This is a genomic window from Enterobacter cloacae complex sp. SHL001, from assembly GCF_049236825.1.
Taxonomy (GTDB): domain Bacteria; phylum Pseudomonadota; class Gammaproteobacteria; order Enterobacterales; family Enterobacteriaceae; genus Enterobacter; species Enterobacter hormaechei_C.
The window spans coordinates 1-19,929 of record NZ_JBMKIP010000002.1 but is presented as its reverse complement, the minus strand read 5'-3'; the positions used below and the strand labels follow the sequence as shown (position 1 = coordinate 19,929).

17 protein-coding genes are annotated in these 19,929 nt (G+C 58.5%); 6 read left to right on the top strand and 11 right to left on the bottom strand.

Going from position 1 to position 19,929, the window contains the following annotated elements; genetic code table 11:
- The first annotated feature begins 151 nt into the window (after positions 1-151).
- Positions 152-1,513, top strand: a complete 1,362-nt coding sequence (gene yegQ / locus ACOTYH_RS05620; RefSeq protein ID WP_017383261.1) for a tRNA 5-hydroxyuridine modification protein YegQ — start codon at positions 152-154, stop codon at positions 1,511-1,513.
- Positions 1,514-1,761: 248 nt separating this feature from the next.
- Entirely contained in the window at positions 1,762-2,661 is a 900-nt protein-coding gene (gene yegS, locus ACOTYH_RS05615) for a lipid kinase YegS (protein ID WP_015572360.1), read from the top strand.
- A 69-nt stretch (positions 2,662-2,730) separates the two neighbouring features.
- On the opposite strand, the gene ACOTYH_RS05610 is transcribed toward yegS, so the two are convergent.
- The 10 genes from ACOTYH_RS05610 to dalD all read right to left on the bottom strand — a co-directional run bounded on the left by ACOTYH_RS05610 (position 2,731) and on the right by dalD (position 14,279).
- Positions 2,731-3,504, bottom strand: a complete 774-nt coding sequence (locus ACOTYH_RS05610) for an ABC transporter ATP-binding protein (protein WP_023295028.1) — start codon at positions 3,502-3,504, stop codon at positions 2,731-2,733.
- Positions 3,505-3,513: 9 nt separating this feature from the next.
- The gene (locus ACOTYH_RS05605) at positions 3,514-4,374 is read right to left on the bottom strand and encodes an ABC transporter ATP-binding protein (protein WP_032104614.1); all 861 of its coding nucleotides are present in this window, start codon (positions 4,372-4,374) and stop codon (positions 3,514-3,516) included.
- Positions 4,346-5,251: an ABC transporter permease gene (locus ACOTYH_RS05600; RefSeq protein ID WP_045142415.1), complete on the bottom strand. Its 906-nt coding sequence runs from the start codon at positions 5,249-5,251 to the stop codon at positions 4,346-4,348. Before ACOTYH_RS05600 ends, ACOTYH_RS05605 begins: the two co-directional genes overlap by 29 nt.
- Positions 5,248-6,285: an ABC transporter permease gene (locus ACOTYH_RS05595; protein WP_017693076.1), complete on the bottom strand. Its 1,038-nt coding sequence runs from the start codon at positions 6,283-6,285 to the stop codon at positions 5,248-5,250. Before ACOTYH_RS05595 ends, ACOTYH_RS05600 begins: the two co-directional genes overlap by 4 nt.
- On the bottom strand, positions 6,282-7,898 hold the full coding sequence (locus tag ACOTYH_RS05590; protein ID WP_203453000.1) for an ABC transporter substrate-binding protein: 1,617 nt from the start codon (positions 7,896-7,898) through the stop codon (positions 6,282-6,284). The genes ACOTYH_RS05595 and ACOTYH_RS05590 overlap by 4 nt, the downstream gene beginning before the upstream one ends.
- Positions 7,899-7,931: 33 nt before the next feature.
- On the bottom strand, positions 7,932-9,086 hold the full coding sequence (locus ACOTYH_RS05585) for a mandelate racemase family protein (protein ID WP_015572356.1): 1,155 nt from the start codon (positions 9,084-9,086) through the stop codon (positions 7,932-7,934).
- A 297-nt stretch (positions 9,087-9,383) separates the two neighbouring features.
- The gene (locus ACOTYH_RS05580; protein WP_080296615.1) at positions 9,384-10,049 is read right to left on the bottom strand and encodes an HAD family hydrolase; all 666 of its coding nucleotides are present in this window, start codon (positions 10,047-10,049) and stop codon (positions 9,384-9,386) included.
- A gap of 44 nt (positions 10,050-10,093) precedes the next feature.
- Positions 10,094-11,371, bottom strand: coding sequence for an RbtT/DalT/CsbX family MFS transporter (locus ACOTYH_RS05575; protein WP_017693074.1), 1,278 nt, complete (start codon positions 11,369-11,371; stop codon positions 10,094-10,096).
- A gap of 67 nt (positions 11,372-11,438) precedes the next feature.
- Positions 11,439-12,902 (bottom strand): xylulokinase, encoded by a 1,464-nt coding sequence (gene xylB / locus ACOTYH_RS05570; protein ID WP_015572354.1) that lies wholly within the window; start codon positions 12,900-12,902, stop codon positions 11,439-11,441.
- A gap of 9 nt (positions 12,903-12,911) precedes the next feature.
- Positions 12,912-14,279: a D-arabinitol 4-dehydrogenase gene (gene dalD / locus ACOTYH_RS05565; protein ID WP_032104897.1), complete on the bottom strand. Its 1,368-nt coding sequence runs from the start codon at positions 14,277-14,279 to the stop codon at positions 12,912-12,914.
- 211 nt (positions 14,280-14,490) lie between these two features.
- On the opposite strand from dalD, the gene ACOTYH_RS05560 reads away from it, so the two are divergent.
- Entirely contained in the window at positions 14,491-15,438 is a 948-nt protein-coding gene (locus ACOTYH_RS05560) for a sugar-binding transcriptional regulator (RefSeq protein ID WP_023295033.1), read from the top strand.
- On the opposite strand, the gene ACOTYH_RS05555 is transcribed toward ACOTYH_RS05560, so the two are convergent.
- Complete coding sequence (locus ACOTYH_RS05555) at positions 15,435-16,466, bottom strand: substrate-binding domain-containing protein (RefSeq protein WP_017383562.1); 1,032 nt, start codon at positions 16,464-16,466, stop codon at positions 15,435-15,437. The genes ACOTYH_RS05560 and ACOTYH_RS05555 overlap by 4 nt on opposite strands.
- Before the next feature lie 162 nt (positions 16,467-16,628).
- Here ACOTYH_RS05555 and ACOTYH_RS05550 point away from each other — a divergent pair, with 162 nt between their 5' ends.
- The 3 genes from ACOTYH_RS05550 to ACOTYH_RS05540 form a co-directional block, all read left to right on the top strand.
- On the top strand, positions 16,629-17,378 hold the full coding sequence (locus ACOTYH_RS05550) for an SDR family oxidoreductase (protein WP_162230620.1): 750 nt from the start codon (positions 16,629-16,631) through the stop codon (positions 17,376-17,378).
- 11 nt (positions 17,379-17,389) lie between these two features.
- Positions 17,390-18,997, top strand: a complete 1,608-nt coding sequence (locus tag ACOTYH_RS05545; RefSeq protein WP_058689075.1) for an FGGY-family carbohydrate kinase — start codon at positions 17,390-17,392, stop codon at positions 18,995-18,997.
- Between the two features lie 96 nt (positions 18,998-19,093).
- The coding region (locus ACOTYH_RS05540; RefSeq protein ID WP_154815619.1) for an MFS transporter at positions 19,094-19,929 on the top strand (836 nt) is incomplete at its 3' end.

The following is a 19,929-nucleotide window of genomic DNA, read 5'->3' as shown; positions in this document are numbered from 1 at the left end:
AGATACGAAGTATTATGTCATCTGAAAGGGGTGAGGCGCTTTACCTCCCCGCCCCGCAGCGCTACAATGCCCGCCCTTAAAGTGGGGGATCTCCCCTTACCGCTGCACCAGGTGCACGCGGATCTGACCTGTCATCAGAACGAGAACAAACATGTTTAAACCGGAACTCCTTTCCCCGGCGGGAACGCTGCAAAATATGCGTTACGCTTTCGCCTATGGTGCCGACGCCGTTTACGCGGGCCAGCCGCGCTACTCGCTGCGCGTGCGTAACAACGAATTCAACCACGAGAATCTTCAGCTCGGCATCAATGAAGCGCATGCCCTGGGCAAAAAATTCTACGTGGTGGTGAACATCGCGCCGCACAACGCCAAGCTGAAAACGTTCATTCGCGACCTGAAGCCGGTCGTGGAGATGGGGCCGGACGCGCTGATCATGTCGGACCCGGGTTTAATCATGCTGGTTCGGGAGAACTTCCCGGAGATGGACATTCACCTCTCGGTGCAGGCTAACGCCGTCAACTGGGCAACGGTGAAATTCTGGAAACAGATGGGGCTGACCCGCGTCATTCTGTCCCGCGAGCTGTCCCTCGAAGAGATCGAAGAGATCCGCACCCAGGTGCCGGATATGGAGATCGAAATCTTCGTTCACGGCGCGCTGTGCATGGCCTACTCCGGCCGCTGCCTGCTCTCTGGCTACATCAACAAGCGTGACCCGAACCAGGGCACCTGCACCAACGCCTGCCGCTGGGAATATAATGTTCAGGAAGGCAAAGAAGATGACATCGGCAATATCGTGCACAAACACGAGCCGATCCCGGTCACCAACGTTGAGCCAACGCTGGGTATCGGCGCGCCTACCGACAGCGTGTTTATGATCGAAGAAGCCAAACGTCCGGGCGAATACATGACCGCCTTCGAAGACGAGCATGGCACCTACATCATGAACTCCAAAGATCTGCGCGCCATCGCACACGTCGAGCGTTTAACCCAGATGGGCGTACACTCCCTGAAAATCGAAGGCCGCACCAAGTCTTACTACTACTGCGCCCGTACCGCACAGGTGTATCGCAAAGCCATCGACGATGCCGCCGCCGGCAAACCGTTCGACACCAGCCTGCTGGAAACGCTGGAAGGTCTGGCGCATCGCGGCTATACCGAAGGTTTCCTGCGCCGTCACACCCACGACGACTACCAGAACTACGAGCATGGCTACTCGATTTCCGAACGCCAGCAGTTTGTAGGCGACTTCACCGGCGAACGTAAAGGTCCGCTGGCCGCCGTCGCCGTAAAAAACAAATTCACTAAAGGCGACAGCCTGGAGCTGATGACGCCTCAGGGCAACATGAACTTCCGCCTGGAGCACCTGGAAAACAAAAAAGGTGAGGCGATAGAGGTCGCTCCTGGCGACGGCCATGTGGTCTGGCTGCCGGTTCCTGAAGAGGTAGAGCTGGAGTTTGCGCTGCTGATGCGTAATTTTGAAGGTGAAAATACCCGAAATCCACACGGCAAATAGTCAATCAACGGGATTTTTTCACGCTGGGATAATTCTTAGAATCGGATCACATACCGCTTCGTTCAATACGGGTATTATCCCCCCGCTGAAAAACATAACCCATAAATGCTAGCTGTACAAGGAACCACCTCCTTAGCCTGCGTAATCTCCCTTACGCGGGCTTATTTTTTGCCTTTCATCCTGTTCTTACCCGCTTTTTCCTTCTCTGGGATACACTCTTTCTATAGTTAAAAAAGGGAGCAACCCGGATGGCATCCTATCCAGACAGTTTATTAATTCTCAATGGCAAAAGTGCAGGCAACGATCTGTTGCGCCAGGCGATCACCGAATTGCGTGAAGATGGCGCGCGCATTCACGTGCGGGTGACCTTTGAAAAAGGCGATGCGGCACGCTATATCGACGAAGGCATCAGGTTAGGCGCTGAGACCATCATTTCAGGCGGCGGCGACGGAACAATCAACGAGATCGCTGGTGCGCTTATTGACCTCAACACAGCACATCGCCCGGTGATGGGCATTTTACCGCTCGGTACCGCCAATGATTTTGCCACCAGCGCCGGCATACCTGAGGATTTAGGCAAAGCGCTGCAACTGGCTATCCTCGGGAAAGCGACCGCCGTCGACATTGCGCAGGTGAATGAAAGAACTTGTTTTATCAACATGGCAACGGGCGGTTTCGGCACGCGGATCACCAGCGAAACGCCGGAGAAGCTGAAAGCCGCGCTGGGCGGCGTCTCGTACCTCATTCACGGCCTGATGCGCATGGACACCCTCAAGCCCGACAGCTGTGAAATCCACGGTGAGAACTTCCACTGGCAGGGCGACGCGCTGGTGATTGGTATCGGCAACGGACGTCAGGCAGGCGGCGGACAGCAGCTTTGCCCGGAAGCCCTGATTAATGATGGTCAGCTACAGTTGCGCATTTTTACTGGCGACGGGCTGCTGCCCGCGCTGTTTACGACGCTGACGCAGCCAGAGGAGAGCCCCAATATCATCGCCGGGAAATCCGCGTGGTTTGAAGTGATCGCCCCACACGGCATGACCTTTAACCTTGATGGCGAACCGCTGAGCGGAGAGAAATTCCGCATCGAAGTTGTTCCGGGCGCGTTGCAGTGCCGATTACCGCCGGATTGTCAGCTCTTGCGCTGATGGTTTGCCGGGTGGCGGCTACGCCTTACCCGGCCTACAGGACCGATCGCGTAGCCGCCACCCGGCTACCTAATACACCGCCACCTCCCGCGCCATCTCGCGGGAATACTGCTGTGAGGCATTGACCAGCATCCGCGTATAGTCGGTTTTGGCCTGCCCGGCGACCAGTTCGTCCACCGTCAGGCTTTCAAGGATTTTGCCATACTGCATTACCGCCACCTTCTGACACAGATGGGCAATCACGCCCAGATCGTGGGTGACCATCAGGTAGGTCAGGTTCGACTCACGCTGAAGTTCCGCCAGCAGGTTGAGGATTTCCGCCTGAACCGAGACGTCCAGCGCCGAGGTAGGTTCATCCAGCAGCAGCACCTGCGGCTCCAGAATCAGCGCCCTGGCAATCGCCACGCGCTGGCGCTGCCCGCCGGAAAGCTGGTGCGGATAGCGATCGCGAAACGCCCGGTTAAGCCCAACTTTATCCAGCAGGGCGTGAACGCGCCGCTCCCGATTTTTTATGCGGTGAATGTGCAGCGGCTCTTCCAGAATATCGCCGATGGTGTGACGCGGATGCAAAGAGCCGTACGGATCCTGAAATACCATCTGCACCCGGCGGCAGCGTTCCTGGCTGATACGTTTTTCCAGCCGCTTGCCGTTAATCGCCAGCTCGCCCTCCCAGTGGGTAAACAGCCCGGCAAGGCATTTCAGCACCGTGGTTTTGCCCGAACCGGACTCCCCCACCAGGCCGTAAATCTCGCCGTCCCTCACACTGATATTCACATCGTCCAGCACCTGATTACGCTTCTCGCCCTCGCCAAACGTCAGGTTAAGGTGTTGTATCTCGATCATCTCTGCTCCTTACTCGGTGAGCCAGCTGGCCTGACGCTGTAATACCGGCAGCGTCGGTCGGCGATGGTTGATTTCCGGTAGCGCGCTGATGAGCCCCTGGGTGTAGGGATGCCTGGCGTTGTGCAGATCCTTCGCGGCAATCGACTCCACCACCCGTCCGGCGTACATCACCAGCACCCGGTCGCAGAAGCTGCGCACCAGGTTGATGTCGTGGCTGATAAAGATCAGCCCCAGACCGCGGGACTGCACCAGGTCATCCAGTAACCCCAGCACCTGCAAGCGCACCGACACGTCCAGCGCCGAAGTCGGCTCGTCGGCAATGACCAGCTCGGGATCGGCGATCAGCATCATGGCGATCATGATGCGTTGCCCCTGCCCGCCGGAAATCTCGTGCGGACAGAGGTGATACACCCGCTCCGGCTGGCGAATGCGCACCACGTCGAGCATCTCCAGCACTCTGGCTTTGGCTTCCGCCTTGCGCCCCGGATGATGGGTCAGCCAGGCTTCGGCAATTTGGTCGCCCACGCACACCACCGGGTTAAGGGAGTATTTCGGGTCCTGCATGATCATCGAGATGCGCTTGCCGCGAATGCCGCGCATCTGCGCCTCGCTGACGGCCTGTAAATCGACATCGCCAAACTGCATCCGCGCCGCGCGGATCTGCGCTTTGGCCGGATGCAGGCGTAGCAGCGCCCGCCCGACGGTGGATTTACCGGAACCGGATTCACCGACAATCGCCAGCTTTTCGCGTCCGAGCTGGAAAGAGACGCCGCGCACCGCGTGGGTGACCGCGTCGCCGTTGATAAAATCGACGTGGAGATCGCGCACGTCGAGCATCGGGTTATTCGCTACGAGGATCGAGGATGTCACGCAGGCCATCTCCTAAGAAGTTGAACGCCAGACTGTTGATCAGGATCGCCAGCCCCGGAATAGTCACCACCCACCAGCACTCCATCATGTAGGTACGACCGCTGGAGATCATCGCTCCCCACTCCGGCTCCGGCGGCTGTGCGCCAAGGCCAAGAAAGCCCAGCCCGGCGGCGGTGAGAATGATCCCCGCCATGTTCATGGTGATGCGGATAATCACTGACGGCAGGCACAGCGGGACAATGTGACGCCACAGTACGCGCACCGGGGAAGCACCCTGAAGCCGCACGGCCGAGACAAAATCGGCCTGGCGCAGAGAGAGGGTTTCGGCGCGCGCCAGACGGGCAATCGGCGGCCAGGCGGTGAGCGTAATCGCAATCACCACGTGCTCCAGCCCCGGCCCGAGCGCCGCGACAAACGCCAGCGCCAGCACCAGGCTCGGGAAGGAGATAAAGATATCGGTGACGCGCATCAGCACCGCGTCCACCCTGCCGCCGAAGTAGCCTGCGGTGACGCCCAGCAGCAGCCCCAGCGGGCCAACGGTCACGGAGACCAGCAGCACGATGTAGAGCGTGATGCGCGCGCCGTACACCAGCCGGCTGAAGATGTCCCGGCCAAACTCGTCGGTGCCGAACCAGTGCAGTGCGTTCGGGGCGACCAGCGCGTTATTGAGGTCCTGCACCAGCGGGTTGTACGGCGCGATCAGCGGGGCAAACGCCGCCACAATCAGCAGCAGCAGGATAATCCCGCCGCCGATGGCGGTGAGCGGATTGCGCGCCATCTTGCCGACGAAGCCCGCGGCGCGGCCCAGCGTGCGTCTGATACGCTGGCGGCGTTCGGATGGCCCGGTCCCCAGCGGCGAATCCAGAGAAACGGTCATGATTTCGTCCTCGGGTCAAAGAGTTGATACAGCATGTCGGAGAGCAGGTTCAGCATCACGAAGATGACCCCCACCAGCAGCACGCAGCCCATGACCGCGTTCATATCCCCGAGCAGCAGGCTGCCGGTGAGATACGAACCGAAGCCCGGCCAGGAGAAGACGGTTTCAATCAGCACCGCCCCCTCCAGCAGCGAGCCGTAGGCCAGCGCCACTACCGTCAGGAGCTGCACGAGAATGTTGCGAAACGCGTGATTCCAGATCACCTGACGTTCAGTTAAGCCCTTCACCCGGGCAGTGATAATGAACTCCTGCGACAGCTGCGCCAGCATAAAGCTGCGGGTCATGCGGCTGATGTAGGCCAGCGAGTGGAAGCCGAGCAACGACGCGGGCAAAACCAGATGGTTAATGGCGTTCCAGAACACCGCGCCGTTTCCGGCCAGCAATGCATCCACCGTCATCAGCCCGGTACGGCGCGGGACTACCCCCTCCAGTCCGAGATCCAGACGCCCCGCGCCCCCCACCCAGCCAAGCCAGGCGTAGAACAGCAGCAGCCCCATCATCCCGACCCAGAAAATCGGCGTGGAATAACCCGCCAGACTGATGATGCGCACCACGTAGTCGGAAACGCTGTTGCGCCGCGCCGCCGCCAGTACGCCCAGCGGAATGCCCAGACCCGCACCGACGATAATCGCCATCGTCGCCAGCTCGAGCGTCGCCGGGAAGACGCGCAGAATATCGGCAGTCACCGGTTTACCCGTCAGCAGGGCATTGCCCAGATCGCCGTGCAGCAGGTTATTGAGGTAAATACCGAACTGAGCCAGCAGCGACCGGTCGAATCCCAGCTGGTGATAGACCTGCTGATAGGTGCTGTGGTCGGCATCCGGTCCGACAATCGCCAGCACCGGATCGACGGGCATTACGCGACCGATGAAAAAGGTCAGCAGCAGCAGACCGAACAGCGTCACCACCACCTGCGTTAACCGCTTTGAGAAGCGCCGGGTCCGTGAGCCGGGCGCGAGAATTGCCACACTCATTTGTCACCTCCGGTTTTGTAGACCTCACGCAGGAAGGTGGTGGCCGACGGGTGCGACTGGAAGTTCTTCACCTCGTTACGCACCACCACCGAATCGACCATCTGTGACAGGGGGATCATCGCCGGGATCAGCGCGTCGTAGCGGACCTGGATCTGCTGGTAGTCGGCGATCTGTTTTTCCGGATCGCGCTCCAGCAGGGCCTTGTCGATCATTTCGTTGAGCGGCTTGTCGTAGAAGCTGGTACGCCAGCCCTGGAAGTTGGTCAGACGGGCTTCATCGCTGTTGTCCGGGTTATAGACCAACGCCCGCAGGCTGGAGTGCGGATGGGGTTCGACGCCGCTACCGCCGCGCCCCACCAGCATGTCGAACTTGCGCTCGCGCATTGCGCCGTAAATCTGGTTCCCGGTGCCGGTGATGATTTTGGCGTTGATGCCCGCCTGCATCAGCGTCGACTGCACGGCGATGGCGATATTGAGGAACGGCTGATCCGCCAGCACCCGCAGGGTGGTGTCAAACCCGTCCGGGTAGCCCGCCTCCGCCAGCAGCTTTCTGGCGCGCGGGATATCGAGCCTATAGCCCGGGTCCGGCAGCGTGGACGGCATACCCGCCTTGATCGGGCGCTGGTGCAGCACGCCGTAGCCCGGCATCAGCGCTTTATTGATGCCCTGATAGTCAATCAAGTAGCGCACCGCTTCGCGCACCTTCGGGTTAGCGAAATGGGCCTCTTTCATGCTCATCGCCACGTAGTAGACCGTGCCTTTCTGCACGGCTTCGACGGTGAGCTGCGGGTCTTTGCGCAGGGCGTTAATGTCCGCCACCGCCATGTTGTTGGCAACGTCGAGGTCGCCTTTCTCAATCATCAGGCGCAGGGTTTGTGACTCCTGGAAATGACGCAGCACCACCCGGCTCATTTTGGGTTCTTCCCGCCAGTATTGCGGGTTGCGCTGCATGCGCAGCACATCCTTCGCCTGCCAGGTTTCCAGCATAAACGGGCCGGAACCCGCTTCGTTGGTGGTAAGCCAGCGGTTGCCCCAGTCGTTATTCACCGCGTGCTGCTGCACCGTTTTGCTGTCGAGCACGCCGAGGTTGCCGAGCGCGCCGAGGGAGTAGATCACCAGCTGCGGATCGTTAGGCTTAGGCAGAACAATTTGCACCGTGTAGGCATCGGGGGCGCTGATTTGGCTGTCGATGTTTTGCTTAGAAAATCCATACGACTTCCACACCGAGGCCTGGGCAAGGTTGAGGTGCAGCAGACGGCGCATCGACCAGACCACATCCTCCGCCGTAAGCGGGTTGCCAGAGTGGAATTTAACGTCGTCACGCAGGTGAAAGGTCAGGGTTTTACGGTCCGTCGAAATATCCCAGGACGTCGCCAGCGCGGGCCTGACGTTGGTGAGCGCGTTCGGGTCCAGCTCCACCAGCGAGTCGTAGAGATTGACCACAATGCCGACCACTTCGTTACCGGTCATTGCCGCCGGATCGAGGGTCAGCAGGTTATTCATGTTCATGCCGATGATGAGCTGGTCGGGCGGCGTTTTCGCGTACGCCGCACCGCTCCCCATCATCAGCGAGAGCGCGAGCAAGCACGCCCCGGCTAAGGGAGATCGTTTCATGTATATATCGCCTGTAGGGTACGTTTTTATCTGTCAGTCGTGGCTGACGGTATTGGCTTCGATATATGCAAAATTAATGTCTTCGCCCAGTCCCGGGCGGGTCGGCAGACTGACCATGCCGTTTTCGTCCATCGGGTCCACCAGGCTGTTGAGGTACGCCGCCGGTTGGTCGTAGTCGAGGAACGGGTGCAGCAGGCCGCGCTCGTACCAGCGGCAGTTTTTGATGGCGCCAATCACCGCCAGGCTGGCCGCGCCGTTGCCGTGTATTTCGCAGTCCATGCCAAAAGATTCCGCCAGGTTCGCCACCTTCAGCGTTGGGGAAATGCCGCCCACGCCGTTCGACCCCGCGCGCAGGATGTCGCACGCCCCGGCTTTGATCCAGTCCGCGCGGCTGTGGTGCTTTCCGCCCAGGCTTTCCGGGCCGATAACCGGAATTGAGAGGTTCTCCGCCAGCCACGCGTAGGAGGCCATGCTCTCCTCTTCCATCGGCTCTTCAAACCAGGCGAAGTCAAGCTTTTCCAGCGCTTTGCCGATGTACAGCGCCTCGGTACGGCTGTACCAGTGGTAGCCGTCAATCATCAGGTCAATGTCCGGGCCAACCGCTTCACGCACGGCGGCACAGGCTTTGACGTCCATCTTTGGATTGGGGGCGAAAGAGACCGGCGGCATCCAGGTGTGCAGCTTGATGGCCTTGTAACCGCGCGCCACCAGCTTTTCGGCAAAGCTGGCGTACTCCTCCGGCGTGGATAATCCGCCCGGCAGATCGTCGCCGCACATGGTGCTGCCATAGGCCGGCACCTTATCGCGATAGCCGCCAAGCAGTTTCCAGACCGGCAGGTTGAGCTTACGGCCAATCAGATCCCACAGCGCCTGTTCAACGAAGCCCAGCGCACGCTCGGTCAGCTGATGCGCGCTTCCCCGCTGCCAGTGCGCCAGATCCTGCCAGATGCGTTCCCGGTTGAATGCGTCCTGCCCCACCAGCACTTTGCGAAAGAAGGTATTGACCACAAAGGGGCGCACCACTTCCGGCGGCGCGAACGAATATCCGCGGGTGCCCTCTTCTGCCGTGATGGTCAGCATCGCCATTTTGGCCATGCTCTCCGGCCCCGGATGCGAATGCCCCGCGGCGTCAGAGACCCGACGCGTCGGGTACTGAAAAACAGTGACGTTTACAGATTCAATTTTCATTATCGGTCCTTAAGTCCGGCGAAAAGCCCAGAAGCAGAAAATGACAAAGGGGTTTTATGATTTTAAAAATGCGTTTCAGTATGTAATTTAAGCATAAAAAATCAGCACGTCCTCGGACAAAACGCGTTAAGGAGAGGCTATTTTTTGGGCATATGCACGGTCGGACGTGACAATTTTCACAAAAGCGCGGGGAAATGTGAGGTTGATCGGGAGACGTTATTTGAAGGTAAGCGCAGAAGCAGGAATATGCTGACCGGCAACAACCCGCGGAAACTTCTGCGCTTACAAATCAGTCAACTAACCCGCTTCCGGGGCTGGAACGGCAAGCTTTTCCAGCAGCGCATGCATAGACGCATACCGGCCACTGGCATTGTTAAAGCTGGCATGATGGCACGCTGGCGAGACGATGAGGGTTTTGAGCCCCGCACTAAGGGCGGCACGGTAGCCGCTCTGGCTGTCCTCAATCACTATGCACTGCGAGGCCGTCAGGCCTAATTTTCGCAGCGCCGAGAGATAGACGGCAGGGTGCGGTTTTCCGTAGCGTTCATCGTCGGCGCTGCAAATGACCTCAAAATAGTGACCCATCCTGAGTTTCTTAAGCACCGCATGCACGATTTCATGCGACGAAGAGGTGGCAAGTGCAATCCGGTAACCTGCCTCACGAAAATACGACATCACGTCGTAGATGCCCTCTATCGCTTTGCCTTCCCGGCCAATCAGTTCGATGATGCGCAGACGAATGGCCGCTTCAATCATTTCAGGATCGGCCTCAAGTTTGCAGTATTCGCACCAGGTCCGGGCAATCTCATCCAGCCGCTTGCCTTTCGTCAGTGACTCACACTCTTCGTCGCTGACCTCAGCACGCCAGCCTGCCAGAGCTGCTTTCTGCGCCTGACGCCACAGGCCTTCGGAGTCAATGATGACGCCATCCATGTCAAAAATTACCGCCTTAACATCCATCATACGTCTCCGTGAATGGCCCGACGCTGCCGTCAGGCCTGAATAAATTACGAAATTCCGACCGTTTCACCCTTACAGGTTTCCTGACGAACAAACCCAGGCTGTTCAACCCGAATAAACGGACACAGGATGAAGGCCACGACATACAGCGCCGTGTAGGCAATGACCACGCCGAGCGTGCTGAACCAGGGCAGCAGCACCACGGCAATCGCCGGCGCAAGGAAGTTAGACAGACCGGCTGACAGGTTATACACCGAAATCGCCGCCCCCTTGTGCCGCGGCTCCAGCGCCGGGAACACCGCCGCCATCGGTACGAAGGCCGCCACAAAAATCCCCAGCGCGATGGCCGGGACCAGCGCCATGGCAAAGTTATGCCCGAAGTGCTGCGGAATGTAGTAAAACGCCAGGCTCGAGAGCGCCATCCCGATGCAGCCAAACCAGCGCACCACCCGCATCCAGCCCATTTTTTCCGCCACCACGCCCCAGAAGACGTTCGAGAAGATGGTGGTGAAGAAGAATACCGCCCAGACCTGAAGCCACTCGGAGGTGGTGAAGCCCAGTTCGTCAACAAACATCATCGGCATGATGACGGCAAACCCGAACAGGGAGAGGGTATTGATGATACGCACCATGCTGGAGAGCAGAATACTGCGGTTGGTGTAGAGCAGCGTCGCCGCACGGCCCAGCTCGGCGAATTTTTCCCGGGTGGAGAGAGTCTGCATATGCCGTGGCGTTTCCACCTTACGCATAGAGACCAGCGCAATGATCCCGCCGGTTACGCAGAATGCCAGCGCCAGCCACAGGGTGCCCATCTCCCCGATGTGCGGAATGGTAAAGCTCGGAATGTAGCTGCCGAACACGCCGATGCCGATAGAGTAAACCGCCCAGAACCAGCCCAGCGCCGCGCTGGTACTGTCGCTGCGAACGTTATGCACAATGGCGACGATAAAGGCATAGAGGAACAGCGGATAGGCCAGGCCGCGGATCCCGTAGAACAGCAGAATTAATGCGTAATTTGCCTGACCCAGACCAAAAACGAGAAACAGGACGTGGAAAACGCACCACAGGACGAAGCCAATCAGCATGGTTTTTTGCGGGGTGATGATTTCAGCCACCACGCCGGAAATCCATGCGGAGAGCGCCGCCGCGAGACCGTAGAGCGTGAAGGCGAAAGAGGCTTCAGCAGGCGTGAAGCCCAGCGCCTTAATATAGTGCGACAGGAATGCCAGCTCGAAACCATCGCCCGTCATAAAGACCGCGATAGCGATATACCCCCAGACCAGACTCAGGGGTAATCCCAGCCATTGTTTGTTATTTAACGACATATTGACCTCGTTTTTAGGGTACAGGGAACCGCTCCGGCAGCATCGCCGGAGGGTCTTTGCCACAGAATTATGGGTTTCGGTAGTTCAGGTCGTTTTGGTAAAGCGCGTTAAACTGCTGGTAACGCGTCATCAGCGCACGGTGGCGCGCCGGATCGCTGCGCCAGGTTTTATAGACTTCAGGTTTTTCGCACACGGAAGCCAGCGGCTTACCGGCTGCGAGACAGGCCAGCCGTGCAGCCCCCAGCGCACCGCCGGTTTCGCCGCCCTTATGCGTCACCACCGGCATCGCCAGAATATCGGCCAGCAGCTGGGCCCAGAAGGGGCTCCGCGCCCCGCCGCCGACGAGGGAGCACTGTTCAATCTGCGTGCCGCTCTCCTGCAACACGCGAAGGCCATCGGCAATACCGAAGCTGACGCCTTCCAGCACCGCATACCCCATCAGCGCACGCTGGCTGGAGTGCGTTAGCCCCCAGAACATGCCCCGTGCACAGGGATCGTTATGCGGCGTACGTTCCCCGGAAAGGTACGGCAGGAACATCGGCGCGCTCGCTTTCTCCGCATCGCTTAGCTGGGCGATCTCCTCAAGCAATGCCAGCTCCGTGACGCCCACCAGACGGCAAAACCACTGTAGACAACTGGCGGCGCTTAACATCACGCTCATCTGATGCCACAGGTTTGGCAGCACGTGACAGAACGCGTGCACGGCAGACTGGGGCGCCGGACGGTAGGCATCTGTGACCACAAACAGCACGCCGGAGGTTCCCAGCGAAATAAACGCATCGCCCGGCGAAACGGCCCCAACCCCTATCGCGCTGACGGCGTTATCTCCCCCGCCGCCGGCAACGATAACCGAGGGGTTCAGACCCCACCGCTGCGCTACCGCAGGTTCGAGTAGCGCCGAGACCTCACACCCTTCCACCAGCGCAGGCATGGCGGCACGCGACAGCCCACATTTTTCCAGCAGTGCATCCGACCAGTCTCGTTTTCCCACATCCAGCCACAGCGTCCCTGCCGAGTCCGACATATCAGAGATTTTTTTTCCGGTCATTTTGAAGCGCAGATAATCCTTCGGCAGCAGCACGGTGGCGAGACGGCTGAAGTTCTGCGGCTCATGACGGCGCACCCAGAGCAGCTTTGGTGCCGTAAACCCCGGCATTGCCAGGTTCCCCGCCACCTGGTGCAACTCGGGCGCCATCTCTTCCAGCTCTGCGCATTCCTGCGCGCAGCGGGTGTCATTCCACAGGATGGCCGGACGCAGGGGTTCACCCGCGGCATCCAGCAGTACCGCACCGTGCATCTGTCCGGAAAGGCCAATGGCTTTTATCGCCTGCCAGTGGTGGCCGCACTTCTCCCGGAGGGTGGCAATCAGGTATTCGGTTGCCTCCCACCAGGCTTCCGGCGATTGTTCAGACCAGTGCGGCTTCGGACGCTGTATCGTCAGCGGCGCGCTATGGGTAGCGACAACGCCGTTGTTTTCGTCAATGACCAGCGCCTTTACTTCTGATGTGCCAAGATCGATGCCCAGATACATACCCACCTCTCACTTAATCAGCGCGTAGACGTCAGCGATTTTTTCACGCAGAAGCGCGGCAAAATCTTCCCGGCCGGTCAGATCGCCAAACAGGGCGGTATCGCTGGCATATCGGGCTATCGGATCGTCCGATTCGAACATCGCATGTACCGCAGAGGCGTTGAGGATACCGTCCTGGTATTCATATGGCAGCTTGCCGTGATGCCACTGCTCCATATAGACGTAGAACAGCGCAGGCAGCATAGCGGTAGCGTCAGGACGTACCCCGCGCTGGTAACATTCACGCAGCGTTGGGGCTATCATCGCCGGGATCTTCGAGAACCCGTCGGCCGCGACGCGCTGGTTGGTGTCCTGAATCCAGGGGTTGGTAAAACGCTTAAGCACCACGTCGCGGTAGGCTGGCAGATCGATGCCATTATCTCCCAGGCAGGGAATGACATCTTCCGTCACGTAGCGGTCGGCAATCTTGTAGATAAACTCTGTCAGCGTGCTTTCATGGATATACTGCTGCCCGACCAGAGTACCCGCCCAGGCGATACAGCTATGGGAGGCATTGAGGATGCGGATCTTCGCCTCTTCATAAGGGATGACGGATCCCACCAGCTCCACGCCCACCGTTTCCAGCGCGGGACGAACGTCGCGGAAATTGTCTTCAACCACCCACTGAATAAAGCGTTCCCCCATAACCGGGGCGTTATCGTCTATGCCCGTCCGGGCCTTAATGCGCGCCGGGAGATCGGCCGCCGGACGCGGTGTGATGCGATCCACCATGGTATTCGGACAGGTCGCATTAGCGCTCAGCCAGTCGATGACCCTCTGTTTGCCGCTGAGGGTTAAGAATTCAATCAACCCGTCGTGGAAGCGCTCGCCGTTATGCCGCACGTTGTCACAGTTAAGCAAGGTTACCGGACCCGCTCCGTTCGCCATACGCGCTTCGAGGATGCGGGCAATTGTCCCGTAGATGGTTTTACAGCCGCCCTTAATATCGCTCGCCAGATCGGCATTGGCCACATCCAGCCTGTGGCTGGTATCCAGATAGTAGCCCCCCTCCGTCACGGTAAACGCGATGACCCGAGTCTGCGGGTTCGCCCCTTCGGCAATCAGCGGCTGCAAATCCGCCTGCCACGGGATCAGCGTCTGAATCGAGGCGATCTCTTCATAGTCTCTCTCGCCTTCCGGGCTGACGGTCTCCAGTACATATCGCCCCTTCTGCGCGGCCAGCGCCTGCACCACATGTTCAGCATCGTTGCGTATGTTGCCCGCAGCGATGTGCCAGCGCGTATCGCCGCCGGCAATCAGGCGGTGCAGATACCACGCCTGATGCGCACGATGAAAAGACCCCAGCCCAATATGTAGCCATGTGTATTTCTCGGTCATTGTTCTGTTCTCCAGTGAGGTTATGGCTGAACTGTAGATGATCATTTGATTAAAATAAGAGCTACAGATCACAAAAGAACAAATGACCATTCAAATAACAAATGACCAATAAAGAGCAAACCGCTTGCCTCAGCGCGGAGCACCCGCCAGAATGACAGACAATTGTTGTGGGTGTTGACCGCCCTCAACCCCACTCTTGAGGCAGGGAAACGTGAGCAAAGAAGATGACATCAGGCTCGATCAAAAAGTGCGGGCGGCATGGATGTATTACATCGCCGGGCTTAATCAAAGCGAAATTGCCAGCCAGCTCGGCACATCAAGACCGGTGGTGCAGCGGCTGATTGCCGCCGCGAAAGAGGAAGGCATTGTCTCGATTGGGCTTCATCACCCTGTCGCTAACTGCCTCGATTATGCGCAACTTCTCGCGGAAAAATATCACCTGACCCACTGCAACATTGTGCCCGTCTACCGCAATGAAAGCGCGCTGGATAGCGTGACGTTTGGCTGTTATCAGCTGATGGCCCGCTACCTGCAAGGTGATAAACCCACGGTTGTCGGAATTGGCTCCGGACTGACGCTAAAAAAAACCATCAAGCGTATCGATTTTGACAGCCACAACACCCGCTGTGTCGCCCTGATCAGCGCCATGAACGAGCACGGGCAATGTAACTATTACGATGATGTGCCGTTGCTGCTGGCGCGTAAAATTCAGGGAAAATATTACCAGTGGCCGGCGCCGCGCTATGCTCAGTCCAGTGAGGAGCATGAGATGTGGTGCTCAAACCGCCTGTTCCGTAACGTCTGCGCCGTGGCGGATGCGGCCGATGTGATTTTTGTCGGCATCGGGGCGCTGGGCAGGCAGAGCCCTATCTTCAAAGACGGGTTCATCGATGAGGCACAGCTGGAAGAGTTGACCCAGCGCGGTGGCGTTGGCGAAATACTCGGACGCTTTATCGATGCCGACGGCAACGTCATCGACAGCCAGATTAATCGCTTTATTACCAGCTACGATATTCGCCAGAGCCAGTGTCCACGTATTGCGGCCGCCTGCGGCGAGGATAAACGCCCGGCGATCCTTGCCGCCCTCAAAGGCGGCTGGGTAAACGGTCTGGTGACGGATGAACAGACCGCGCGCTGGCTGCTGACGCGTCAGGGCTAGGCCGTGACGCTCTGGCTGCCAATCAGTTCCGGTGGGATCTCAATACGCCTGACCGAGGTATCACCGGAATCGAGAATTTCAAATACCTTCTCCAGCATCGCCGGGACGTCCTGGCGCACCATGTCAATATCATGTCCCAGCAGAGAGACAAATGGGTCCCAGTCAAAACAACCCATCGGCGGCTGATTTTGGCCGGTCTGCCCGTATTGGGCCAGCCAACGTACCACCCCCTCCAGCGAAATGGTCGAATTGACAAACAGCCCCTTTAGCGCCGTCGATGGCGACGGGAAGGTGGCTCTGAGCTGCTCCTCCACGCGCGATGACGAGTACCCGGTGACCAGCAGCTGCTGTTCCGGAACGGTCAGCCCATGGGCCTGATGGGCATCAAGGAACCCGCGCAGGCGCTCTGCGGTGTTGTTATCACTCCGGCGTCCGCCCACGAAGGTCAGCGGAGCCAGCGAACCAAACCGTTTAAAGCTGCTGGCGAGGATCCGCTCTGTCAGCATCTTCGCGCCGCCGTAGTTATCCGAAATGATAGAGGGCGCCAGGGTACCCGGCAGATCAAGATTTAGCGTAGGTACGCCCGCCTGATGACAGAGTTCAGCAATTTTGTCCGGGTGTGTCGCCCCCGTGGCAATGACCCAGTCAACCTGCCAGGAGAGCATGGCACGGGCGGCATCCAGCTCGAGTTCCGGCTGTCGGCGTGTGCAGGTAATAATCGGCAACAGCCCTCTGGCACGCGCCATCTCTTCGAATTTTTCCGCTATAGAGCCGAAATAGCGGTTGTCATATTTCGGCACAATCATGCCGATAACGTTCGATTTCTTGCTGCGCAGCAGGCTTGCCTGACGGTTAACCGCGTAGCCCTGCTCTTGTGCAATGCGGGTTACCTTCTCTGCCAGGCTGGCGCTGATGCGGCGTTTCTTCCAGTTGCCATTCAAAATAGCACTCACCGCGCTGGCAGAAACGCCGGTGAGTTCCGCCAGATCGTAAATGGTCGTTTTCTTCGTTTTCTCAACGCGCGTCACAAAATCGCCTCTTCATTTTGAATGTCTCTTGCTGGAGAAATAAGCAAGTGCTAGATCTGCTTCATCGATTGAGCAGTTTGCTTCACGCGTCAGTCAGAACCCCCATTCTTCACGCGAAAGCAGACACACCCTAAAAATCATCTCTGCATAAAGGATTATAAAATGAATCACTCTGTCCCCTCCATGAATAGTTCCCTTCAGGGCAAAGTCGCTGCTATCACTGGAGCCGCCTCGGGTATTGGCCTGGAGTGTGCAAAAACGCTGCTCGGCGCTGGCGCTAAGGTGGTGTTAATCGACCGGGAAGGCGAAAAGCTTCAGCGCCTTGTCGCCGAGCTGGGCGAGAACGCGTTTGCCCTGCAAATCGATCTGTTCAAACCCGAGCAAGTCGACGCGATGCTGAGCGACATTGTCAGCCTCGCCGGCGGCCTGGATATTTTTCACGCCAATGCAGGCGCCTACATCGGCGGGCCGGTTGCTGAAGGCGACCCGGACGTCTGGGATCGCGTACTGAACCTGAATATCAACGCCGCGTTCCGCTGCGTTCGCGCCGTACTGCCGCATATGATTGCGCAGAAGTCAGGCGATATTATCTTCACCAGCTCCATTGCGGGCGTGGTGCCGGTTATCTGGGAGCCGATCTACACCGCGTCCAAATTTGCCGTTCAGGCGTTCGTGCATACCACCCGTCGTCAGGTCGCGGAACATGGCGTGCGCGTCGGAGCCGTTCTGCCTGGGCCGGTAGTGACGGCTCTGCTCGACGACTGGCCGCAGGCCAAAATGGATGAAGCGCTGGCAAACGGCAGCCTGATGCAGCCGATTGAAGTCGCAGAATCGGTGTTGTTCATGGTGACCCGTTCGAAGAACGTTACCGTCCGGGATCTGGTGATTCTGCCTAACAGCGTCGATCTTTAAGGGCCGTAAGGATGAAGAGTACACCAGAAACCGTTATCGGCGTAGACGTCGGCTCCGGCAGCGTTCGCGCGGGCATTTTCGATCTCAGCGGCAGGCTGCTTTCCCACGCGACGCAGAAAATTGCCACCGTGCACCGCAGCGGAAGCCGCGTGGAGCAGTCCAGCGCCGAGATCTGGCAGGCCGTTTGCCGCTGCATCCGCGAGGCGCTGGCGCGCTCCGGGACGACTCCGCAGAGCGTTGCCGGCATCGGGTTTGACGCCACCTGCTCGCTGGTGGTGTTGGACAACAATGGCGAACCGCTGGCGGTCAGCCCTGACGGTGAAGCGGAAAACAATATCATCGTCTGGATGGATCACCGTGCGACAGACCAGGCGGAGCGCATCAACGCCACCCATCATCCGGTGCTGGACTATGTTGGCGGAAAAATATCGCCCGAAATGGAGACGCCCAAGCTGCTGTGGCTGAAAGAAAAGCATCGTGAGGTCTACGATCGCGCCTGGCAATTTTTCGATTTGGCCGATTTCCTGACCTGGCGCGCGACCGGCGATCTCAACCGTTCCATCTGTACCGTAACCTGTAAATGGACGTGGCTGGCCCATGAGAATCGCTGGGACCCGGACTATTTCCGCACCGTTGGCCTGGACGAGCTGGCCGGAGAAGATTTTGTCCGCATAGGGCAGCATATTGCCGCCCCCGGCACCCCTTGCGGCGAGGGCTTAACGGAGCAGGCCGCGCGTGAGATGGGCTTGCTGCCAGGCACGCCGGTGGCGGTAGGGTTAATTGATGCCCACGCTGGCGGCATCGGGACGTTGGGCGTTGGCGGCGGCGCGCTGAACAATCTCGCGTATGTTTTTGGCACCTCATCGTGCACCATGACCAGCGCCGAGAGCGCCGTTTTTGTGCCCGGCGTCTGGGGGCCTTATTTTAGCGCGATGGTACCTGGGCTGTGGCTGATTGAGGGCGGACAAAGCGCCGCGGGTGCCGCTATCGATCGGTTATTAAGTTTCCATCCTGCCGCACCGCAAGCGCGCCAGCTGGCACAGGAGTCAGACCTGCCGCTGCCGGTTTACCTGGCGGACCGGCTTTTACAGACCTTCGCCACCGCCTCAGAGGCGGTGAACCTGGCAGCAGGACTGCACGTGGTACCCGAATTTCTGGGTAACCGCGCGCCCTTTGCCGATCCCCATGCGCGGGCCACGATCTGCGGGCTGGGCATGGAGAACGATATCAATAACCTGATGGCACTGTATGTGGCCGGTCTGTGTGGTATCGGTTACGGTTTGCGACAAATCATTGACGCCCAGCGTGAATGCGGCGTACAGACCGAAAATATCGTTATCAGCGGCGGCGCGGGCCAGCACCCTTTCGTTCGCCAGCTGCTGGCAGATACCTGCGGGCTGCCGGTGTTAGCGACCCAATGCAGCGAACCGGTATTACTGGGTTCGGCCATTCTCGGGGCGGTGGCGGGAAATATAGCGCCTTCAGTGACCGATGCCATGAAACAATTTACCCACGTGGATAAATATTTCTATCCGCAAGCGAACTATCAGTCCCTTCATCTGCGTCGATACGAGGCTTATAAGCAGTTACAACAGACTGCGACAGTAATCAGAGAATAAATACACGTCAGTATATTTAGAGAAAAAGACAATAAGAAAACTCACGCCGGAATATTTCCGGTGTGGGCTTACCTGTACGCTACAAACGAGGTCAATATGTCCGAAATAAATAAACAGTGGCTGGGATTACCGCTGAACCTGCTATGGGGATATCTGGCGATTGCGGTCTTTATGACGGGTGACGGTTTCGAGCTGGCATTCCTGTCGCACTATATTAAATCACTGGGCTTCACGCCTGCTGAAGCCTCTTTCGCCTTCACGCTCTACGGTCTCGCGGCGGCGCTCTCCGCGTGGATCTCCGGCGTGGTGGCTGAAATCATCACCCCGCAAAAAACCATGCTGATTGGCTTCGTGCTGTGGTGCGTTTTCCACGTCCTGTTTCTCGTTTTTGGTCTGGGTCAGGCAAATTACGCATTAATGCTGCTGTTTTACGGGATCCGCGGCCTGGCCTATCCGTTATTTTTGTACGCCTTCATCGTGGTCATTATTCATAATGTGCGTAGCGATAAATCCAGCTCGGCGCTGGGCTGGTACTGGGCGGTTTATTCCGTAGGTATTGGCGTGGCGGGCAGTTATATTCCGAGCTTTACCATTCCGCACATCGGGGAGATGGGCACCCTGTGGCTGGCACTGGCGTTTTGTCTGGCAGGGGGAGTCATCGCCATGGTATCCCTGCGCAGCGTCAAAACCCCAACGCACATGCATAATCTCTCCACCCGGGAAAAATTCGCCGAGCTGGGCCGTGCAGCGACGCTGCTCTACACCAACCGCAGTATTCTGCTCTCCAGCATGGTGCGTATCATCAACACCCTCTCCCTGTTCGGGTTTGCCGTCATCATGCCGATGATGTTTGTTGACGAGCTGGGCTTCACCACCTCCGAGTGGCTTCAGGTCTGGGCGGTATTCTTCTTCACCACCATCTTCTCGAACGT